Source organism: Bordetella sp. H567 (assembly GCF_001704295.1).
Classification (GTDB): Bacteria; Pseudomonadota; Gammaproteobacteria; order Burkholderiales; family Burkholderiaceae_B; genus Bordetella_C.
Genome location: NZ_CP012334.1, coordinates 867,710 through 886,942, shown reverse-complemented (window position 1 = coordinate 886,942; position 19,233 = coordinate 867,710). Strand labels below are relative to the sequence as shown.

16 protein-coding genes are annotated in these 19,233 nt (G+C 68.9%); 12 read left to right on the top strand and 4 right to left on the bottom strand.

Annotated features, from left to right (window positions below; genetic code table 11):
• Positions 1-6: 6 nt before the first annotated feature.
• From AKI39_RS03965 to AKI39_RS25870, 12 genes are all read left to right on the top strand, one after another.
• Positions 7-663 (top strand): DUF3540 domain-containing protein, encoded by a 657-nt coding sequence (locus tag AKI39_RS03965; protein WP_066632594.1) that lies wholly within the window; start codon positions 7-9, stop codon positions 661-663.
• Complete coding sequence (tssG, locus tag AKI39_RS03960; protein WP_145925187.1) at positions 638-1,771, top strand: type VI secretion system baseplate subunit TssG; 1,134 nt, start codon at positions 638-640, stop codon at positions 1,769-1,771. Before AKI39_RS03965 ends, tssG begins: the two co-directional genes overlap by 26 nt.
• Positions 1,768-2,286 (top strand): tlde1 domain-containing protein, encoded by a 519-nt coding sequence (locus AKI39_RS03955; protein WP_083228610.1) that lies wholly within the window; start codon positions 1,768-1,770, stop codon positions 2,284-2,286. The genes tssG and AKI39_RS03955 overlap by 4 nt, the downstream gene beginning before the upstream one ends.
• On the top strand, positions 2,279-2,674 hold the full coding sequence (locus AKI39_RS03950) for a DUF2195 family protein (protein ID WP_066632590.1): 396 nt from the start codon (positions 2,279-2,281) through the stop codon (positions 2,672-2,674). The genes AKI39_RS03955 and AKI39_RS03950 overlap by 8 nt, the downstream gene beginning before the upstream one ends.
• A 90-nt stretch (positions 2,675-2,764) precedes the next feature.
• Positions 2,765-5,404, top strand: coding sequence for a type VI secretion system ATPase TssH (gene tssH / locus AKI39_RS03945; RefSeq protein ID WP_066632589.1), 2,640 nt, complete (start codon positions 2,765-2,767; stop codon positions 5,402-5,404).
• Entirely contained in the window at positions 5,401-5,778 is a 378-nt protein-coding gene (locus AKI39_RS03940; RefSeq protein WP_066632585.1) for a TssQ family T6SS-associated lipoprotein, read from the top strand. The genes tssH and AKI39_RS03940 overlap by 4 nt, the downstream gene beginning before the upstream one ends.
• Entirely contained in the window at positions 5,775-6,314 is a 540-nt protein-coding gene (gene tssJ / locus AKI39_RS03935) for a type VI secretion system lipoprotein TssJ (RefSeq protein WP_066632579.1), read from the top strand. The genes AKI39_RS03940 and tssJ overlap by 4 nt, the downstream gene beginning before the upstream one ends.
• A 22-nt stretch (positions 6,315-6,336) precedes the next feature.
• On the top strand, positions 6,337-7,671 hold the full coding sequence (tssK, locus tag AKI39_RS03930) for a type VI secretion system baseplate subunit TssK (protein WP_066632577.1): 1,335 nt from the start codon (positions 6,337-6,339) through the stop codon (positions 7,669-7,671).
• 21 nt (positions 7,672-7,692) lie between these two features.
• Positions 7,693-8,979 carry a DotU family type VI secretion system protein gene (locus AKI39_RS03925; RefSeq protein WP_066632575.1) on the top strand — a complete coding sequence of 429 codons (1,287 nt, stop codon included), beginning with the start codon at positions 7,693-7,695 and terminating at the stop codon, positions 8,977-8,979.
• An 8-nt stretch (positions 8,980-8,987) separates the two neighbouring features.
• Positions 8,988-12,602: a type VI secretion system membrane subunit TssM gene (tssM, locus tag AKI39_RS03920; protein WP_145925396.1), complete on the top strand. Its 3,615-nt coding sequence runs from the start codon at positions 8,988-8,990 to the stop codon at positions 12,600-12,602.
• Positions 12,603-12,655: 53 nt separating this feature from the next.
• Positions 12,656-13,387 (top strand): type VI secretion system-associated protein TagF, encoded by a 732-nt coding sequence (gene tagF, locus AKI39_RS03915; protein WP_066632563.1) that lies wholly within the window; start codon positions 12,656-12,658, stop codon positions 13,385-13,387.
• Between the two features lie 23 nt (positions 13,388-13,410).
• Entirely contained in the window at positions 13,411-15,471 is a 2,061-nt protein-coding gene (locus AKI39_RS25870; protein ID WP_066632561.1) for a hypothetical protein, read from the top strand.
• A gap of 165 nt (positions 15,472-15,636) precedes the next feature.
• On the opposite strand, the gene AKI39_RS03905 is transcribed toward AKI39_RS25870, so the two are convergent.
• The 4 genes from AKI39_RS03905 to AKI39_RS03890 all read right to left on the bottom strand — a co-directional run bounded on the left by AKI39_RS03905 (position 15,637) and on the right by AKI39_RS03890 (position 19,132).
• Positions 15,637-15,969, bottom strand: a complete 333-nt coding sequence (locus tag AKI39_RS03905; RefSeq protein ID WP_066632558.1) for a DUF4148 domain-containing protein — start codon at positions 15,967-15,969, stop codon at positions 15,637-15,639.
• Positions 15,970-16,190: 221 nt separating this feature from the next.
• The gene (locus AKI39_RS03900; RefSeq protein WP_066632555.1) at positions 16,191-17,555 is read right to left on the bottom strand and encodes an MFS transporter; all 1,365 of its coding nucleotides are present in this window, start codon (positions 17,553-17,555) and stop codon (positions 16,191-16,193) included.
• 71 nt (positions 17,556-17,626) lie between these two features.
• The gene (locus AKI39_RS03895; protein ID WP_066632552.1) at positions 17,627-18,130 is read right to left on the bottom strand and encodes a peroxiredoxin; all 504 of its coding nucleotides are present in this window, start codon (positions 18,128-18,130) and stop codon (positions 17,627-17,629) included.
• Between the two features lie 108 nt (positions 18,131-18,238).
• The gene (locus tag AKI39_RS03890) at positions 18,239-19,132 is read right to left on the bottom strand and encodes a dienelactone hydrolase family protein (RefSeq protein WP_066632549.1); all 894 of its coding nucleotides are present in this window, start codon (positions 19,130-19,132) and stop codon (positions 18,239-18,241) included.
• Positions 19,133-19,233: the final 101 nt, after the last annotated feature.

The following is a 19,233-nucleotide window of genomic DNA, read 5'->3' as shown; positions in this document are numbered from 1 at the left end:
CCCGCCATGAAAACCGCCGCCGCGCGCCGCTATCCCGCTTACGATCCCGTCCACCTGCTGGGCCGCGTCATCGCGCGCGAAGACGACGGCAGCTATCGCGTCGAGTGCGACGGCCGCCCCTGGCGGGCGCGCCGCGCCGCCAGCTGCCTGCTGGCCCCGGCCGTGGACGACGAGGTGCTGATCAGCGGGCCGGATCCCGCGCGCGTGTACCTGATCGCGGTGATCGCCCAGGCCGACGCCGGCCGCGCGCGCCTGGAATTGCCTGGCGACGTGGCGCTGGAATCGGCCGACGGCAACCTGTCGCTGGAGAGCGCCGGCACGATCCATCTGCGCGGCGGCGCCGCCGTGCGGGTGGAAACGGACGAACTGGCGCTGCACGCGCGCGATGCCCGCTGCGTGGCCGATCGCATCCGCTACGTCGCCACGGAGCTGCAGGCCACCGTGGGCACCACTCGTCTGGTGGGCAAGGCCTACGAAGCGGTCATGGACCGCATGACGCTGATGAGCCGCCTGAGCTTCCGCACCATCGAGGAAGTGGAACAGGTGCGCGCCGGCACGCTGGACTACCAGGCCGAGCAGGCGGCGCGCCTGCACGGCAACTACACCATGGTCACCGGTGGCGAGCTGGTGAAGGTCGATGCCAAGCAGATCCACATGGGATAAGGCGAGTCGCGGCGCCGCGCCCGCCGCGCTGCCCGCCGACTTCTGGCGCCGCCTGCAGGCCCAGCCCTACTCGCACGACCTGTTCAATACCCTGCGCTGGATCGATGCGCGGGCGGGCGGGCGCGCGCCGCTGGGCCGCGACAGCCTGCCGCGCAACGAGCCCGTGCGCCTGCGCCAGGAACCGTCCATGGCCTTCGCGCCGTCGACCCTGGCCGCCGCCCAGGACGCGCAGCCGGGGCGTCCGGCCGAATTGTCCATCTACAGCTTCGGCCTTTTCGGCCCCAACGGCCCGCTGCCCCTGCACCTGACCGAGCACGCGCGCGAGCGCATGCATCATCACCGCGACCGCACGCTGTCGGCCTTTGCCGACATCTTCCATCACCGGCTGATCCTGCTGTTCTACCGCGCGTGGGCCGACGCCCAGAGCACGGTCAGCCTGGACCGCGGCGAGGAACGCTTCACCCGCTACGTGGCCAGCCTGCTGCACATGGGGCAGCCGTCCATGCGCCGGCGCGACGCCGTGATGGATCACGCCAAGTACTACATGTCGGGCCACCTGCTGCGCCAGACGCGCAACCCGGAAGGGCTGAAGCACATCCTGCAGGAGTTCTTCCAGGTGCCCGTGCGCATCGGCGAGTTCGTCCCGCAGTGGATACGGCTGGAACCGGCACAGCGCCTGACGCTGGGCAGCGCCATGGGGCTGGGGCGCGACACCGTGCTGGGCGCGGCGGTGCGCGATGCGCAGCACCGCTTCCGCATCGACATCGGGCCGCTGGACCTGGCCAGCTACCAGGCCTTCCTGCCGGGCGGCGCGCGCGGACGACAACTGATGCACTGGGTGCGCCACTACATCGGCATCGAGTTCGCCTGGGACGCGCGGCCGCTGCTGCGCGCGGCCGACGTGCGCGGCGTGCGCCTGGGCTCGCCCCAGCCGCTGGGCCTGGCCTCCTGGCTGGGCACGCGGCGGCCCGCCCAGGGCGATGCCGGCGACCTGCTGCTGGACTACGAAAGCCGCGAGCGTTCCGCGCAAGCCAGCGCTCGCGCGGCCCGCGCCGCCGCCGCGGCGATGGCTGCGCTCAACCCTGAAACCGAGGAGGTCATGCAGTGAGGCACGATATGTTCTACGACGGCCAGGTCCTGGACTGGCCCGGCCACGGCAAATTCCGCGCCAGCAGCGGCCTGCCCGGACATCAGCTGCCGGACGAATTCTGCGCCGGGGAAAGCGGCCCCATCCCGCCGGGCTATTACAAGCTCATGCTGGCCGACCGCGGCCAGGCTCAGGACGATGGACGGCAAGCCTGCACGCTCCAGCCCGCCTGGGGCATGCAATCGATCCCGCGCGGCACCGCGGTGGACGAATGCGAACGCTACTGGGCCAACTGGGGCTGGAACCGCGCCCGCATGGAGCCCGCCGACCAGGCCACGCGCCATCGCTGCACGGCCGCGCGCGGCGGCTTCTACCTGCACGACTCCATCAAGGGCTACAGCCACGGCTGCATCGAAGTGGAAGGCCGCATCTTTCCGCTGCTGCGTACCTATGTGCGCAGCAGCCATCGCGATTCCATGATCCTGATGGTGCAGTACGTGCCCGGCCGGCCGACGTACGGAGGCACGCGTGTTTAGCCATCGCGTCCTATCCGCCTTCGCCGCCGCGGCTTGCGTGCTGCTCGCCGGCACGGTGCCTGCCAGCGCCGCCGGCACCGTGACGGTCGACAACCGCTTGCAGGCCTGCGTCGTCATCCAGGCGGGCACGCGCACCGCCGAACGCGGCCTGCTGCTGCAGGAGATCACGCTGGACGTCAGGAAACCGATCGGCGAATGCGGCTGCAAGTCCGCGGTCATGGGCTATGCATCGCGCGTCGTGCTGGAAGGCGGCGCGCGTAGCCTGCTGCTGCAGGGGCGCTTGAATGCCCGCCAATCGGGACCGCGCTCGCTGCCGCTGGCCAGCGATGCGACGCTGGTGGGGGATCGCCCCATCGCGCTGTCCTTCGAATGCGCGGCGCCGGATTAACGGCGGCGATGGTGATGACAGCCTCAAAGGTGCGGCGCCCGCGTCGCCTCCCGACAAGCACGCGACAGTTCTCTTGACCCAAAGGCATACATGTCCGACATCGGCCGTATCGATCTCTTCGGCAAACTGGCCCCCCTGCTCTACCAGGGCCTGGAAAGCGCGACCGTGTTCTGCAAGCTGCGCGGCAATCCCTATGTGGAGCTGGTCCACTGGATACACCAGCTCCTGCAAGGGCAGGACAGCGACCTGCACCGCATCGCGCGGCGTTTCGAACTGGATGCCGAACGCCTGCAGGCCGACCTGGCCGGCGCGCTGGAACAGCTGCCGCGCGGCGCGGGTTCGGTATCCGACCTGTCCGAACATATCGACCATGCCGTCGAACGCGCGTGGATACTGGCGTCCCTGCGCTACGGCCGCACGCGCATACGCAGCGGCCACCTGGTGCTCGCGCTGGTCAAGACCTATGCGCTGCGCAACGTGCTGCTCGGCATGTCGGCGCAGTTCTCGCGCATCGTGCCGGACGTGCTGCTGGAGCAGCTTGAAGCGATCGTCGCGGGGTCGCCGGAGGACACGGCCGACCACGCCGCACCCGCGACCGGCGGCACAGGCGCGGCGGCCGGCGCGGCAGCGCCAGGCGGACGCGGCCAGGCGCTGGCGCGCTACGCGGTCGACCTGACCGCGCGCGCGGCCGCCGGCGACATCGATCCAGTCTCCGGCCGCGACGAGGAAATCCGCCAGATCGTCGACATCCTGATGCGGCGGCGCCAGAACAACCCGCTGCTGGCCGGCGAAGCGGGCGTGGGCAAAACCGCCGTGGTCGAAGGCCTGGCCCTGCGCCTGGCGGCGGGCGATGTGCCGCCCGCGCTGCGCCACGTGTCGCTGTACCTGCTGGACCTGGGGCTGCTGCAGGCCGGCGCCGGCGTGAAGGGCGAATTCGAACAGCGCTTGCGCGCCATCATCGACGACGTGCAGGCCAGCGAGAAACCCATCGTGCTGTTCATCGATGAAATCCACACGCTGGTCGGCGCCGGCGGCGCGGCCGGTACGGGCGATGCGGCCAACCTGCTCAAGCCCGTGCTGGCGCGCGGCCAGCTGCGCACCATCGGCGCCACCACCTGGTCGGAATACAAGAAGTACATCGAGAAGGATCCCGCGCTGACGCGCCGCTTCCAGGTCGTGCAGGTGCATGAACCTGACGAATCGCGCGCCCTGGACATGCTGCGCGGCCTGGCCGACACGCTGCAGCGGCATCACAAGGTGCTGTTGCTTGATGAAGCCATCGACGCCGCGGTCAAGCTGTCGCATCGCTATATCCCCGCGCGGCAGCTGCCGGACAAGGCCGTGGCGCTGCTGGACACCGCCTGCGCGCGCGTCGCGGTCAGCCAGCATGCGGTGCCGCCGGCGCTGGAGGACGCGCGCCGCCGCATCCAGGTACTGGAAATCGAGCGCGATATCGCCGGCCGCGAAGCGAGGCTGGGCATCGGCGGCGATGCGCGCGTGCAGGAACTGGACCGCCTGCTGGCCGACGCGCGCGAGGCCGAAGCCGCGTTGGCGGCGCGCTGGGAAGAGGAGCGCACGCTGGGGGCCGGCGTGCTCGAGCTACGCGCCAGTCTGGACGATGCCGACCTGCCCGCGGCCCGGGCGTCCGACCTGCGCGAGCAACTGGGCCGCGCGCAGAAGAACCTGGCGCGGGTGCAGGGCGACGCGCCCATGGTGCATCCGTCGGTCACTGCCGCGGCCGTGGCCGCCGTGGTGGCCGACTGGACCGGCATCCCCGTGGGCCGCATGGTGCGCGATGAAGCGCAATCCGTGCTGGACCTGGCCAGCACGCTGGAACGCCGCGTCATCGGCCAGCGCCATGCGCTGGACACCGTGGCGCGGCGCGTGCAGACCTCGCGAGCCCGCCTGACCGATCCTAACAAGCCGGTGGGCGTCTTCCTGCTGTGCGGGCCGAGCGGCGTGGGCAAGACCGAAACGGCGCTGGCGCTGGCCGAGGCGCTGTACGGCGGCGAGCAGAACCTGATCTCGATCAACATGAGCGAGTTCCAGGAACCGCATACCGTGTCCACCCTGAAGGGCGCGCCGCCCGGCTACGTCGGCTACGGCGAAGGCGGTGTCCTCACCGAAGCCGTGCGGCGGCGGCCGTACAGCGTGGTGCTGCTGGACGAGATCGAAAAAGCCCATGCGGACGTGCACGAAATCTTCTTCCAGGTTTTCGACAAGGGCTGGATGGAAGACGGCGAAGGGCGCCACATCGATTTCCGCAACACCATCATCCTGCTGACGTCCAATGTGGGCGCGGACCTGATCGCCCGGCTGTGCCAGGATCCGCAGCTTGCCCCGGACGCGGAAGGCCTGGCATCGGCCCTGCGCGAACCGCTGCTGCGCGTGTTCCCCGCGGCGCTGCTGGGACGCCTGGTGGTGGTGCCCTACCTGCCCCTGAGCGACGCCATGCTGGCGGGCGTCGTGGACCTGCAGTTCGGCCGCATCCGCCAGCGCCTGATGGACAACCACGGCATCACGCTGACGGCGTCGCCGCGCGCCACCGCCCTGGTGGCTGAGCGCTGCACCGAAGTGGAATCCGGCGCGCGCATGGTCGACGCCATCCTGACCCACAGCGTGCTGCCCCACATCAGCCAGGCCCTGCTGGCCGCATCGACGCAGGACCGCGGCATCACCGCCATCACACTGGATGCCGTGGACGGCGAATTCCGCTACGAGTACGCATGATGAAGAAGCTCCTGATCCCGTTCTTCATGGTGACGGCGGCAATGGGCGGCTGCGCGACCCCCGACCCCGCCGCGCGACAGGCCCTGGACGAAGTTCGCCAGCAATACATGGCCGCAGACTATGGCGGCGTGATCCGCACCGTGGCGACGTCCGAGACGCTGACCAAGGCGCCGGACGATACGCGCGTCGAAGCGCTGAAGCTGCAGGCCTACAGCTATTGCCTGACGCAATACACGCAGCTGTGCGAGGACGGTTTCGTGCGCATCCTGCGCATCGAGCCTTCCTTCCAGCTGCCCTCCAACGAAGCCGGGCATCCCATGTGGGGCCCCGTGTTCAAGCACGCACGGGAAATCGTGCAAGGGGGCGCGTTATGAAGCCAGGCAGGCTGTTCGCACGCGCAATGGCCGCTGCCTGCCTGGCCGGCACGGTGGCGCTGGCCGGATGTTCGTCGACCGCGCGGCAAGTACCCGTCCCCTATGCCATCGTCCTGAGCGCGGACCCGCAGGTCAATCCGGACACGAACCAGCGCCCGTCGCCCATACAGGTCACCGTCTACGAATTGAAATCGCCGGGCACCTTCCAGTCGCGCGATTACTTCTCGCTGCAGGCCGACCCGCAGGCCGCGCTGGGCAAGGATTTGCTCAATAGCGACCAGGTCATCGTCAAGCCGGGCGAAACGCAGACGGTGGAGCGCCCCGGCAACCCCGAGGCGCGCGTGGTGGGCATCGTGGCCGGCTACCGCGACCTGGAGCATAGCCAGTGGCGCCTGGTGATCCCGCTGCCCGAGGCGCAGAACACCAATATCTACAAGGTCTGGCAGTTCTCTCCCAACGAAGAAAAGATCCAGATCGCGGTCGGCACCAAGGGCCTGTCCGAGACCGAACGCGATCGATCCTGGTGGCCTTTCTGAGCGATAACCCGAACCCTACGTCATGGCACAGCGGAACAAAGTCATCTGGTCCGAGGGGATGTTCCTGCGTCCCCAGCATTTCCAGCAATTCGAGCGCTATCTCGAACATGCCATACAGCATCGCGCGTCCGCGGGGCAGGCCTTCTTCTGGGGCTATACGCATCTTGCCCTGGACCGCGACGCGCTGGCGCTGGGCAAGATCGCGCTGACCGAAGCGCGCGGCGTGCTGCCGGACGGCACGCCCTTCGAATTCTGGCAGGCCGACGAAGCGCCCCCGGCGCTGGACGTGCCGGCCGGCGCCAGCGACGCGCGCGTGATGCTGGCGCTGCCGCGCGTGCGCGCCGGCGCCGGCGACGTCGCCTACGAAGACGCGCAGGCTACCCTGGCCCGCTACCTGGTGGCGGAGACCGAAGTCGAGGACAGCGGCGGCCTGGGGCTGGAGCCGGCGCTGTTGCAGGTGGGCCGGCTGCGGCTGCGGCTGATGCTGGAAAGCGAGATGACGGACGAATGGCTGGGGCTGGGCGTGGCGCGCGTGGTCGAACGCCGCGCCGACAACCGCGTCGTGCTGGACGAGCGCTATATCGCCCCGTGGCTGGCCTGCGGGGCCCATCCGGTGCTGCGCGGCTATGTGCAGGAACTTTACGGCCTGCTGGACGCGCGCAGCGAAGCCCTGGCGCAGCGCGTGTCGGAGCCCGGGCGCGGCGGCGTGGCGGAAGCCTCGGACTTCATGCTGCTGGAGACGGTCAACCGCTACCTGGGCGCGCTGTGGCATGCCCGGCAAGTGGAAGGCCTGCATCCCGAACGCCTGTTCCATGACTGGCTGATGCTGGCCTGCGACCTGGCGACCTACACCTCGCCCACGCGCCGGCCCGAGGTCTTGCCCGAGTACGCGCACGATGACCTGGAAGCCACCTTCCTGCCGCTGATGGAGGAACTGCGCCGTTCGCTGTCGGCCGTGCTGGAGCAGCGCGCGCTGCGCATCCCGCTGCACGATCGCGGGCAGGGCGTCAGCGTGGCCCAGGTGCCCGACCTGAACCTGCTGCGCAGCGCCGGCTTCGTGCTCGCCGTGCGCGCCGACATGCCGTCGGATACGGTGCGCACGCGCTTTCCGTCACAGGTCAAGATCGGCCCCGTGGAAAAGATCCGCGACCTGGTCCATCTGCAGCTGCCGGGCGTGACCGTGCGCGCCCTGCCCGTGGCGCCGCGCCAGATTCCGTACAGCGCCGGCCACGTGTACTTCGAGCTGGACAAGAACGGCGACTTCTGGAAGCAGCTGGAGCGGACGGGCGCGCTGGCACTGCACCTGGCCGGCGATTTCCCCGGCTTGGCGATGGAATTCTGGGCCTTGCGCGACTAGGGCCACTGGGAGAGAAACGCAATGCATGCATCGGACAGTGCCCTGCCCGGCCCGCTGGGCGGCATCGACGACGACGGCGCCACGGCGTCCAGCCGGCTGCGGCCGCACGAATACGTGATCAGCGGGTCCAACCCGCTGGTGGCCGCCGCCAATCCCCTGCTGGACCTGATCCCGCAGATCCGTGCGACCGCCACGCATCCTTCGCCGGCCATGCTGCGCGAACACCTGCTGGATGAAGTGCGGCAGTTCGAACTGCGGGCGCAGCAGGCCGGCATCCCGAACGAAACCATCCTGGGCGCGCGCTACTGCCTGTGCACCGCGCTGGACGAAGCGGCCGCGCTGACGCCCTGGGGCGGCAGCGGCGTGTGGTCGGCCCACAGCCTGCTGGTCACCTTCCATAACGAAACCTGGGGCGGGGAGAAGTTCTTCCAGCTGCTGAGCCGGCTGTCGCAGAATCCCAGCCAGCACCTGGACCTGCTGGAGCTCCTGTACTACTGCCTGCTGCTGGGCTTCGAAGGCCGCTACCGCGTGGTGGACAACGGCCGCTCGCAGCTGGAAACCCTGCGCCAGCGCCTGCTGCGCATTCTGCGCTCGGCGCGCGGCGAGTATGCGCGCGAACTGTCGCCGCACTGGCGCGACGCGCCGGCGCAGGCCCAGCTGCGCCGCCTGCCCGTGCCCTTGTGGGCCTATGGCGCGCTGGCGGCGGTGCTGGCGCTGCTGCTGTACCTGCTGCTGGGCTGGCGGCTGGGCGGGCAGTCCGACCAGGTGTTCGCCGCCGTGAACGGGCTGAAGGCGCCCACCGTGCAGATCGCCGCGCCGCCCACCCCACGCCCCGCGCCGTCGCCGCGGCTGGCCGTATTCCTGGCGCCGGAAATCCGCGACGGCCTGGTCACCGTGCAGGACCAGGTCGACCGCAGCGTGGTCGTGCTGCGCGGCGACGGCGCCTTCGAGTCGGGCGCGGCGGAAGTGCGCGGCGCGTACATGACGGTGCTGTCGCGCGTGGCCGACGCCCTACGCGAGACGCACGGCATCATCCTGGTGCGCGGCTACACCGACAACCAACCCATGCGCAGCGCGCGCTATCCGTCCAACTGGCACCTGTCGCAGGCCCGCGCCGACACGGTCAAGTCCATCCTGGAACAGCGCCTGGGCCAGCCGGGCCGCGTGCGCGCCGAGGGCCGCGGCGATGCCGACGCCATGGCGCCCAACGACACGCCTGCGGGCCGCGCCCTGAACCGCCGCGTCGAAATCACGCTGATGATCCCGCCCGTCCCGCGCGAAACCACCCTAGAGGGTGCGCAACCATGATCGCCTCGCTGTTCTATCGATTCTTCGGCTTCCTGTTCAGCCGCGGCCTGTGGAATTTCCTGGGCGTCGTCGCCGTATCCATCCTGGTCTGGATCATCGGCCCGCTGCTGGCGATCGGCACGACCCGTCCGCTGGAAAGCGAGACGGTGCGCATCGTCGTCATCGCGGCGCTGTTCGGCATCTGGCTGCTGCGGCTGCTGTGGCGCAAATGGCGCGAAGGCCGCCTGAACGCCCAGCTGCTGGGCCAGCTCCGCAGGCCCGCGCGCGAAAAGCCGGTGGTGAAGGAGGCGGACAACGACCAGATGCGGCAGCTGGAAGAACGCTTCGACGAGGCCGTCGAACTGCTGCGCAAGGCACGCTTCCAGGAAAGCGGCCGGTTCAGCCTGCACCGGTATTCCAAGCAGTATCTGTACCAGCTGCCCTGGTACGTCATCATCGGCGCGCCGGGCGCGGGCAAGACCACCGCCCTGGTCAATTCGGGCCTGAACTTCCCGCTGGCCGACCGCTTCGGCAAGGTGGCGCTGCGCGGCGTGGGCGGCACGCGCAACTGCGACTGGTGGTTCACCGACGACGCGGTGCTGCTCGATACGGCGGGCCGCTACACCACCCACGAAAGCGATCCCACCGGCGACGAAGACGAATGGAAAGGCTTCCTGGGCCTGCTCGCCAAGTACCGCGGCCGCCAGCCCATCAACGGCGCCATGCTTACCATCAGCGTGGAAGACCTGCTGGGCGCCTCCGATTCCGAACGGGTCCAGCACGCCGCCGTGCTGCGACGTCGGCTGCAGGAGCTGCGCGAACAGCTTGGCATCCAGTTTCCGGTCTACGTGCTGGTCACCAAGACAGACCTGCTGTCGGGCTTCGAGGAATACTTCGCGTCCTTCAGCCGCGACGACCTGGCGCAGGTGTGGGGCTTTACCCTGCCCTACGCGCGCACGCAGGAAGCCGGCTTCGACCTGTACGAATCCTTCCACGCCGAATACCGCCTGTTGCAACGCCGGCTGGACGACGCCCTGCCGGAGGTCCTGGCGGCGGAGACCGATCCCGCTCGCCGCGCGCTGGCCTATATGCTGCCGCAGCAGTTCGCCGGCCTGCAGGCGGTGCTGGGGCACTTCCTGAGCGACGTGTTCGCCACGTCCAAGTACGAGGCCCGGCTGCTGCCGCGCGGCGTGTACTTCACCAGCGGCACGCAGGGGGGCGAGACCTTCGACCAGGTCACCGGCCACCTGAAACGCTACCTGCGCATCGATACGGGGGCCGCGACGGCCGCCGAGGCGCCGGCGGACGGCGAAGGCCGCAGCTATTTCCTGAAGAACCTGCTGCAGGACGTGATCTTCCGCGAATCCGGCCTGGCCGGCCGCAACCTGCGCTGGGAACGGCGCTACCGGCAGCTGCACTGGGCCGGCTATGGGGTGATCACGGCGCTGTTCCTGGCCCTGACGGCGGGGTGGATCGTCAGCTACCGGAACAATGCCACCTATCTGGACGAGGTGGCGCGCCGCGTGCCCACGGTGGACAAGCTGGGCCGCGAACTGAAGATCACGCAGGCCGGCGACGTGCTGGGACTGATGCCTTACCTGGACAGCCTGTGGTATCTGCCGCGCGACGCCAATTTCGAGCTGAACGACCCGCCGCTGGATTACACCTTCGGCCTGTACCAGGGCCGCAAGATGGAATCGGCGGCGCTGGGCGTCTATCGCGGCACGCTGGAACAGACGCTGTTGCCGCAGGTGGCGCGCCGCGTCGAAACGGCGTTGCGCAACGCGCCCGCCAACGACCTGGAGTTCTCCTACGAAGCGCTGCGCGCCTACCTGATGCTTTACGAGGCCAACCATTACGACGCCGACTTCATGCACGCCTGGCTGCTGTCGGACATGCAGAAGACACTGCCGGAAGGCTATACGCGCCGCGCGTACGACCAGTTATCGCTGCACCTGCGCAACCTGGTGCGGGACCGGGTGCTGTCCTCGCCCTTCCCGCGCGACGACACGCTGGTGCGCGCGGCGCGGGAACGGCTGGCGCGCTACACCCTGGCGCAACGCGCCTACAGCCGCCTGCGGCGCATGCTGGCCAATGACGAGGACGCGCCGGACAATACCGCGGTGACGCTGGGCGGGCCGTCGGCCACGTCCATCTTCGTGCGCAAGAGCGGCAAGCCGCTGACCGACGGCATCCCCGCGCTGTACAGCTATCGCGGCTACTGGGACGTCTTCAACAAGCGGGTGGACCGCGTCGCCGAGGTGCTGCGCAGCGACGACGCCTGGGTGCTGGACATCCCGCCGCCGGGCCTGCTGGACGATGCCTCGCGGCGGCAGTTGATCGTGGACATCAAGCGGCTGTACCTGAACGACTACGTGGCGCGCTGGGACGGCTACCTGAACGACCTGCAACTGGTCCCCAGCACGTCGCTGCTGCAGAACATCCAGATGGCGCGCACCCTGTCCGCGCCGGATTCGCCGCTGGCCCAGCTGGTGCGCGGCGTGGCCCGCGAAACCACGCTGCTGCGCGATTCCAACGCGGACCAGCGCTCGCTGATGGACCAGGCGCGTGATCGCGTCAGCAGCACCCGCGATGCGCTGGAACAGATGTTTGGCCCCACCGGCCCAGGCGCTGCCACCCGTGCGGATGCCAGCGACGACAAGCTGGAACTGATCGTCGACAAGCATTTCGAACCCTATCGGCGCCTGACGCAGAGCGCGGCAGCCGGCAGCCCGCCGCCCATCGCCGCCACCACCGGGCTGATCAACGAGTTGTATACCTACCTGACCGCCGCCGATGCTGCCCTGCGCAGCGCCAGCCCGGCACCGGGCTCGGACGTGGTCACCAAGCTGCAGGCCGAGGCGGGCCGCATGCCGGAGCCCGTTCGCGATCTGCTGACCACGCTGTCGGTCAGCGCATCGGGCCAGGTGTCCGGCGTGGCCCGCGAACGCATGGGGGAAACCGTGTCGGCCACCATCGGGCTGTTCTGCCGCCAGTCCATCGCCGGGCGCTACCCCTTCGCCCCGCAATCCAACCGCGACGTGGCACCCAACGACATGGCGCGCCTGTTCGCGCCCAACGGCATGATGGACGATTTCTTCCAGAAGAACCTGGTCAACCAGATCGACGTATCGGGCGCGCGGTGGCGCTTCAAGCCGGGCATCGACGGCAAGGCCGGCATTTCCTCCGGCTATCTGGACGCCTTCCAGAAGGCCGGCGTCATCCGCGATGTGTATTTCACGGCGGGCAACCCCATGCCCTCCTACCGGGTCTCCATCCGGCCGCTGGAGATGGACGCCGGCATCACGCAGTTCCTGATGGACGTGGACGGCCAGACCATCCGCTACGTCCACGGGCCGCAGGTGGCGACGACGGTGCAATGGCCCGGCCCGCGCGGCTCCAACCAGGTCAGCATCGAACTCACGCCGCAGGTCGGGACCGCCGGCATGACCACGTCCGGCCCGTGGGCGCTGAACCGCATGCTGGACAAGGCCGCGCTCGCGCGCGGCAAGTCGCCGGAGACCACCGTGGCGACCTTCGATTTCAATGGCCGCAAGGTCGTGCTGGAAATCACCGCCAGCAGCGTGAAGAGCCCGTTCCACCTGGCCGAGATGCAGGGCTACGCCTGCCCCGGCCGGACCTGACCTGGGCGGATGTGGACGGACAAGGCATGGCCAGGCGAATCGACGGCAGGCAGATGGAAACCATGGAAGGCGCAAACCCCAACGGATTGAACGGACGCCTGGGCTGGTACGGGAAAATTCCGGCATCGGGCGATTTCGTGCACCGGCGGCTGCCGCGCGAGCTGATCGCGTGGTGGGACCGCTGGCTGCAGCACGGCGTGGCGGGCCTGAAGCAGGCCAGCGATGCCCAGACGGCGCGCGGCTTCGCGGGCGCGCCGATCTGGAACTTCGCCATTCCGGCCGGCCTGGGCGCCGGCGTGGCGCAGCTGGGCTGCCTGGCGCCCAGCCGCGATCGCGTGGGCCGAGGCTACCCGCTGTGCGTGGCCCTGCCCATGCGGGCCGACGAATACCACAGCAGCCTGCTGGACGGCGCCGGGGACTATTACCGCGAGATCGGCATGAACATGCTGGCGGCGGTGCGGCATGGCTGCACGCCCGAACTGTTCGACCGGTCGCTGCTGTATGTCAGCCTGCCCCGGATCGGACCGGAGGCGCCGTTATCGGGCGGCAACGACATCATGGATATCCTGAACGCCGGCACGAACCAGCCCGCCACGCCGCTGGCGGCACGTTCGCTGGCGGCCTGGCCGGACCTGCCGTTCTGCTTCAACCCCAGTTCTCATACCAGCTATTGGTGGACCAACCAGGCTGACGGGGCCCCGCTTCAGACCTATGTACACGGCGGCGCGCTCAACGCAACATTGTTTTCCCGGTTGTTTTCCTCGCTGCCCGCGTGGCGGCCATGACGACGCAAGCTCAGGAGCCGAACATGCCCCCACTTTCCGCATCGCAGCGCGGCGGTCACGAAACGCTGGATCGCGATTCCGCATCGCGGGGCGGCGGCCACGAAACCCTGGAGCGCTACGCCGCCGCCGGTGGCATGGCGCCGGAGCGCATCCGCCGCGTCCTGGCCGATCTTGCGTTCCCGCTGCAGGCGCTGCATCGGGCGGGACGCGTCCACGGCGATATCGCCCCGCCGACGATAGGACTGGATCCATCCGGCCGGGCCTATCTGCTGACGCCGCCCCTGGCGCCCGCCGCCAACGCCCAGGACGCAACGCGCCGCGACGGTTATGCCGCGTTCGAACAGTACACGGACGACCCGGACATGCCGTGCGGGCCCTGGACGGACATCTATGCGTTGTCCGCCACCGCCTGCGCCCTGCTGACCGGCCTTGCCCCGCCATCCGCGCTGGCGCGCTGCGTGCGGGACGATTATGTGCCCCTGGCCCAGCGGCGCGGACGCGATGAACAGGCATTCTGCGCGGTGCTGGACCGCGGCCTGGCCATGGACGCCTATGCGCGTCCCCGCACCCTGGACGAGTTCGCGCACGCCCTGCGGCTGGACCTGGTGCCGACGGAAACGGAAGCCGTGGCCGAGGGAAGGACGGAGTCCGGGACGGCGGCCGCGATACAGCCGGCGGATCTGACGGCGATGAAGGACGCGGATCCGACGGCGATGAAGGCGGCGACGGCGGCAGCCATGGCGCCGGGGGGCGTGGCGACGATGAAACGGCCGTCGGCGGACACCATGGACCCGGCGACAGGGGCGGGGATGAACCGTGCGGCGGCCGCGATGGCGCCGGCGGACCAGGCACCGATCCAGCCGCCGCCAGCGGCCACGAGTCCCGCGGACCGCCCAAGCGCGCTGGAAGACGCGGACGGACTGGAGCCCCTCCCTGATGCCGAAGGAACACCGTCCCGCCCGCCGGCCCACGTCGCGCTGTACCGGGAAGGACAGGTGGCTGGAACACAGGCGGGAGCGCCGGAGGCACCGGCACGCGACCCCGCGGCCGCCCAATACGAAGCAGCGGTCGCCTCCGTCCATGCACGGCAAGATCGCCAGCCGCGCCGTCCCACGGGCCGACCGCGGCAGGCGGCCGCGCCGCGAGAGCCCATGCGACACAAGCGCCGCCCAAAGCAACGCGCCCCGCGGCTCTTGGTCCTGGCCGTGTGCGCCCTGGTCGCCGTGGCGCTTTATGTGTGGCTGCGTCCGCCGCCACCACCGAGGATCAAGTCCGTCGCCCGCACGTCGAATGCGGCGCCGGCGGCGGCGGCGAATGCGTCCGGCGTATCGGTGTCCAATCCATCGGCGTCGAGCGCTTCACCGTCGAACACCACGACGTCGATGGCCTCGGCTCCGGTCAAAGCCGCTCCGGACAGCACGATCCCGAACGATCCGGCCTTGAATCGCCCCGCTTTGGATAAGCCGGCGCCCGGCGCGCTGGCGTCGGCGCCGGCGTCATCCACCGCACAGCCCGCCAACGGTGCGCCATCCATGTCGGCAAGGACCACGTCCGCCGCGTCGGCCATCAGCACCGCAGAGAGCACATCGAGCCCCGTCACGCCCGGTTCGGACCATGGCGGCAATAGCGCCCTCGGCGGCGTCGGCGCGGCCAACGGCAACGCCAACGCCAACGCCAACGCCAACGCCAACGGCAACGCTAACGCCAACGGCAACGGCAGTATGTCGGTCGCGAGCGCCGCTTCGATGACATCCGAGGCAAAACCCGCTGCCCCGGCGGCGGCAAAACCGGCTACATCACCCGACGCAAAACCCAGCGCGGCCGCCGCGCCCGCCGACGCCACGGCCAAGCCGCGCACCGCCGTGGCCAGCAAAACGCCCGTCCCGGTATCCATCGCCATCCGGCCCTGGGGCGAGGTACTGGTCGACGGCAAATCTCGCGGCGTCAGCCCGCCCCTGAGCAGCCTGACGCTGGCGCCCGGAACCTACGACATCACCATCCGCAACAACGCCGGCCCGGACGTCCATCAGAACCTGACCATCACGGCGGGAAAAGGCGCCACCATCTCGCACACGTTCAAATAGCGGCGGCTGCCGCAATACAAAACGCCACGGACGTCAAACACGTCCGCCCGCGTCGAACACCGAGGATGCCCAGCACAAAAAAATCGGCCCCGCGAAAAGCGGGGCCGATTATCCACGCGGCGATCGCCGCGATTGCGCAAGGCGGGCGTCGAATCCCGCGGGTGCTTACGCACCTTGGAACGGCTGGTTGTCCAGGTCGCCGAACGCGATGCTGGTCGTGGTATTGCCGCGATCGATGTCGGCGACCACTTGAGCACGCGTCACGCTGCTATCGGCTTGCGCGGTAAAGGGCGCGTTGTTCAATTCGCTGTTGCCCTTCAGGCCCGCGACGCGCGCTTGCTGCAGTTCCGCGACGACTTGCGCGCGGCTCACGCTATTTGCGGCTTGGCCGTACACGCCCTGGAACGGCACGTTGTCCGGTTCGCTGTTGGCGGCTTGCGCGGCGCCGATGGCGGCGAAGGAAAGAATCAGGGCGGAAACGATGGTCTTGGCTTTCATGGCAGTACTCCTTGGTCCTGGTTAGTGGTTCGGGACGGACACCGCGGAGAGGGGGGAGGGTTCCGCGATGTCCGTTGCTGTTCCCGATGAAACGCATTCTGCGCCGCCAAGACCTAGGGATAAACCCGAGGATCAGGAAATCATTTTTCCAGAAACTTGAATAATCACGGGACATGGCAAGGCGCCATGTCGCCCACGGTGCCTTCCGGATGTCCGGCCCGCTACACGCGCGTCTCGTCCTCCGCCGCCGCTTCCTTGGCCAGCGCATCGTCCGCCTCCGCCACCGCGGCACGGGGCGGCGCGACGACGTCGGCCTGGGGCTCCACCATGACCAATTCCTGGTCGACGTCCGGATCCACGCGCGGATCGAGGGTGGCCGCCGCTGCCGGCGAACTTTGCAGCGCGTCGGGCATGGCCTGGAAATGCATGGGCGCCGCGTCCACCTGATGTTCGTGGGTGACCCGGATCGGCCGCACCGTCAGCACCAGGGCCAAGGCGCAGCCCGAGATGAACACGTAGTACATATTCGGCCCGGCCACCGACATCAAGCCGCCCGCGATCAAGGGCCCGACGCAGGCCCCGATGCCATAGGCCATCAGCAGAATGGCACTGAGCCCCACGCGCCGCTCCGGCTCGACATGGTCGTTGGCGAACGCCGCGCCCAGCGGGTACAGCGTGAACTGCAGCACCCCGAACATGCAGGACAACACCAGCATCAGCGGAAACGGCAGGGACAGCCATCCCCACATCAAGGCGGGCAGCACCGTCAGCAGTGTCGCGTTGAAGCGTATCAAGCCCGCGCGGTTGACACGGTCGGACACCCAGCCCATGGGAAACTGCGACAGCAGCCCGGCGGTCACCGTGGCCGCGACGTACACCGCGACCTGCGCGGTGGAAAACCCATGCCGCGCCGCATACACCGGCGCCAGGCCGTAGAAGCCGCCGGACAGCAGGCCGGCCACGAACAACACCGTCAGCGACAGCGGCACCCGCGCGGCGAAAAACTTCAGGTCCAGCGGCGCGGGCACCGGCGTGGCCGGATGCGACCGCGCGGTCAGCGCGATGGGGACCAGGCACAGGATCTGGAACACCGCGACCAGCGTCAGGGGCCGCAGGTCCAGCGTGGGAAACAGCGTAAGCGACAATTGGCCCAGCACCGTGCCCAGCCCGGACATCAGCATGTAGACGGAAAACACCCGACCGCGCAGGCGGTTTTCCGTCTGCTCGTTCAGCCAGCTTTCCAGGACCATGAACTGGGTCACCATGGCGATGCCGGCGATCAGGCGAAACACCAGCCACAGCGGCAGCACTTCGATGGAAGCCTGCGCCAGCACCATGACGGCGGCGATCGCCGCGCACGCCACGAAGGCGCGGATATGCCCGACCCGGATAAGCAGCCGGTGGCCCAGGCGCGCGCCGCACACCAGCCCCAGATAGTAGCCGGCGATCAGGGTGCCCACCCAGAAGGGGCTGACGGACTGCGCGGTCAGCCGCAGCCCCATGAAGGTATTGAACAGCCCCGTGCCGCACAGCATCAGCAGCGCTGCCGCGTACAGGGAGGAAAAAGAGGAAATCGTGGCGAACATAAAGCCCTTAGCGGCGAGAGCCGCATGGGGCGGCTCTCGCGTTGGCGGTACTCAGCAAGCGGTGGTGCGCGTCAGCATTGCGCCAGCATCGTGGCCGCGTCGCTGACCTCGAATTTGCCGGGGGCTTCGATATTGAGCGCCTTGACCACGCCGTCGTCCAGCACCATGGCGTAGCGCTGCGAGCGCACGCCCATGCCACGGGCGTTCAGGTCCAGCTCCAGGCCCAGGGCCTTGGTCCAGGTTGCCGAGCCGTCGGCCAGCATCCGCACCTTGCCGCCGGATTTCTGATCGCGGCCCCAGGCGCCCATCACGAAGGCGTCGTTGACGGACACGCACCAGATCTCGTCCACGCCCTTGCCCTTGAAGGCATCGGCGTTCTGGACGAAACCCGGCAGGTGCTTGTTCGAGCAGGTCGGCGTGAAAGCGCCCGGCACGGCGAACACCACGATCTTCTTGCCCTTCACCAGGTCGGCGACCTGGAAATTGTTGGGGCCCAGCGCGCAGCCTTGGGTCTCGGTTTCGATGAATTCGGTCAGGGTGGCGTCCGGTACCCGGTCGCCGACTTTGATGGTCATTGATATCTCCAGTGAAACAGTGAAAAAGGCCGCTCATGCGCGCGTACCGGCAACGGCGGGACGCGGCGCCACGTCCATCGCCCGCCCGTGGGCCGGGGCGCGCGCAGTTTATCCCTGCGGGGACGATGCCAGATTATGCTGCGAAAACCATTCCAGCATCCGTTCCCAGGCCTGCTCGGCCTGCGCCTTGCGATAGCTGGGGCGATAGTCGGCGTGGAAGGCATGGCCGGCGCCCGGGTAGACGTCGATGACGGAAGCCTTGGCGGCGGCCGATCCTTTCGATAGCGCCTCTCGCATGGCGGCAACGTCGTCCTGCGTGATGCCGGTGTCCTCGGCGCCATACGCCCCGCGCACGGGCGCGTGCATGTCGCCGGCGATGTCGACGGGGAATTTCGGCCGCAGCGTCTCGTCGCGCTTGCCGCGCAAGGGGCCATAGAAAGCCGCGCCGGCTTTCAGTTTCGGATCGTGCGCGGAATACAGCCACACGAAGCGCCCGCCCCAGCAGAAACCGATGATGCCCAGCTTGCCGGCGTCGCCGTTATTTCCGGCCGCCCATTTGGCGGTGGCGTCGAGGTCGCCGATGACCTGGGCGTCGGGCATCTTGCTGATGATATCGGCCTGCAGCTTGGCGATCTCGGTGTACTTCGTGGGATCGCCCTGGCGCGCGAACAGGTCCGGTGCGATGGCCAGATAACCGCGGTGGGCCAGGCGCCGGCAGACATCCTGGATGTATTCGTGCAGGCCGAAGATTTCCGGAACCACCAGCACCGTCGGCAACCGCGTTTCCTTTTGCGGCTGCGCGCGATAGGCGCGCATATTGCCGCCGGCCGCGGGGACTTCCACCCAACCCGCGGTCAGTCCCTTGGCGTCCGTCTTGATGGCCGTCTGCGCCATCACGGGCCCGGCCGCCGCGCAGAAGCCCGATGCGGCGGCGGCAGTGATGAAGCCGCGGCGGTTCAAGCGCAACGGCGGCAGTAGACTATCCAAGTGCTTGTCATCCATGCTGGTGAACTCCGTTCTTGTGCGTATGCCGGCAACGTCCGGCGGGCGGTGATCCATGCCTTGGCGCTTCGATACCTTAATGCAGCAACGCACCAATGCAC